Origin of the sequence: Corallococcus exercitus (assembly GCF_003611585.1) — a bacterium.
GTDB classification, from domain to species: Bacteria; Myxococcota; Myxococcia; order Myxococcales; family Myxococcaceae; genus Corallococcus; species Corallococcus exercitus.
The window spans coordinates 1-1,752 of the sequence record NZ_RAVW01000761.1 but is presented as its reverse complement, the minus strand read 5'-3'; the positions used below and the strand labels follow the sequence as shown (position 1 = coordinate 1,752).

Sequence of the window (1,752 nt, the reverse complement as noted above, 5' to 3'; positions counted from 1 at the left end):
ACTGTAACCGGGGCGCGGCGTGGGGTTCAAAGTGGGGGTGGCCCGCAACTTCCAAAGGGCAACGGGGTTTGTGGCCTCACGGATGGATTGGGACCCGGACACGCAGGCGATGCTGAAGGTGGCGGCGGGCGACAAGCAGGCCTTCGCCTGGCTCTTCGACCGGCACCACGCGAGCGTGGCGCGCTTCGCGTACCGCTTCGTGGGGGACGCGGCGCGGGCGGAGGAGCTCACGCAGGACATCTTCGTGAAGCTCTACCGCCACGCGCGGTCCTACAAGCCCACGGCGAAGTTCAAGACCTTCCTCTTCCGGGTGGCGACGAACCACTGCCTCAACGAGATGCGGCGCGGGGAGTACCGCGTGGCGCGCCTCACGGCGGAGGACCCGGTGGAGGACGACGCGGGAGCGGTGCGGATGCCAGGGCCCGACGGAGACCGGCCCGACCAGGCGCTGAGCGGCCGGGAATTGGAGGCGGCGGTGGGCCTGGCGTTGAAGGACCTGAGCGACCGCGAGCGCGCCGCGTTCACCATGTGCCGCTTCGAAGGCATGGCGTATCGGGACATCGCCGAGGCGCTGGAGGCGAGCGAGGCCGCCGTGAAGAGCCTCATCCACCGGGCCACCCTGGCGGTGGCGCGCAGGATTGAAGCGTTGCAGGCGGGCACCGTGCCCGCGAGGAGTCGGGCATGAGCTGTGAGCATGAAGAAGACCTGACGGCCTACGTGGACGGGGAGCTTGCGCCCCCGCACCGCGCGCGGGTGGAGGCCCACCTGGGCACCTGCGCGGAATGCCAGGGGACCGAAAGGCTCCTGCGGCTCACGGTGGCGCGGATGGCGGAGCTGCCGGACTTCACGCCGTCTCCCTCCGCGCGGCGCGAGCTGCTGGCGCGGGTGGACGCGCTGCCGCCCACCTGGCGCGAGCGGTTCGCGCACCTCTTGAAGCCCGGCGTGCTGGTGCCCTCCGCGGGCCTGGCGGTCGCGGCGGTGCTGACGCTGCTCGTGGCCGGCCGCACGCGCGTGGAGGCGCCCGCGCTGGAGGAGTGGGACCCGGGCGCGCTGGAGGTGGCGGCGAACCTGGAGCTGGTCGAGGACTACGAAGTGCTGGGGCTGGACAGCTCCGAAGACCTGGAGGTCGTCGAGAACCTCCACGAACTGGGGATGCCGTGATGCTGGGTAGAATGACCGCCGGATTGCTGGCCGTGGCGCTGGTGCTCGGTGTGGGAGCGCCCGCCCGCGCGGCCAACGCCCCCACGCCCACCGCCGCGGAGCGCTTCGAGAAGCTCCCGCCGGAGCAGAAGGAAGCCCTGCGCGCGAAGCTGCGCGAGTTCAAGGCGATGCCCCCCGAGGATCAGGCCCGCGTGCGAGGGAACCTCCAGCGCTGGCGGCAGCTGCCCCCGGAGGAGCGTGAGCGCCTGAAGACCAACCTGCGCGACTTCCAGAAGCTGTCGCCCCAGGAGCGGCAGGCGGTGCGCGAGCAGGTGCGCGAGTTGCGCGGCCTCACCCCGGAGCGCCGCGCGGAGCTGCGCCAGCGGATGCGCGCCTACCTCAAGGAGCACCCGGAGCGCCGCGAGCAGATGCTGGAGAACATGCGCCGCTGGCGGCAGATGACCCGGGAGGAGCGACAGGAGGCACGTGAGCGGCTGCGCGAAAGGCGGCGCAACAAGTGAGGCCCGCCCCCTGCTGGCTGCTGCTGTTCGCGCTCACGGCCGCCGTGCCCGCCGGGGCCCAGCAGCCCGCGCCCCCGCCGAAGGAAGCACC

The 1,752-nt window shown here is 72.3% G+C and carries 3 protein-coding genes; all 3 read left to right on the top strand.

Going from position 1 to position 1,752, the window contains the following annotated elements:
- The first annotated feature begins 82 nt into the window (after positions 1-82).
- The 3 genes from D7W79_RS41775 to D7W79_RS41765 are packed head-to-tail and all read left to right on the top strand — an operon-like array spanning position 83 to position 1,661.
- Complete coding sequence (locus tag D7W79_RS41775) at positions 83-685, top strand: RNA polymerase sigma factor (RefSeq protein ID WP_120530727.1); 603 nt, start codon at positions 83-85, stop codon at positions 683-685.
- Positions 682-1,161 carry an anti-sigma factor family protein gene (locus tag D7W79_RS41770; RefSeq protein WP_120530726.1) on the top strand — a complete coding sequence of 160 codons (480 nt, stop codon included), beginning with the start codon at positions 682-684 and terminating at the stop codon, positions 1,159-1,161. Before D7W79_RS41775 ends, D7W79_RS41770 begins: the two co-directional genes overlap by 4 nt.
- Positions 1,161-1,661, top strand: coding sequence for a DUF3106 domain-containing protein (locus tag D7W79_RS41765; protein WP_120530725.1), 501 nt, complete (start codon positions 1,161-1,163; stop codon positions 1,659-1,661). The genes D7W79_RS41770 and D7W79_RS41765 overlap by 1 nt, the downstream gene beginning before the upstream one ends.
- The last annotated feature ends 91 nt before the right edge of the window (positions 1,662-1,752 follow it).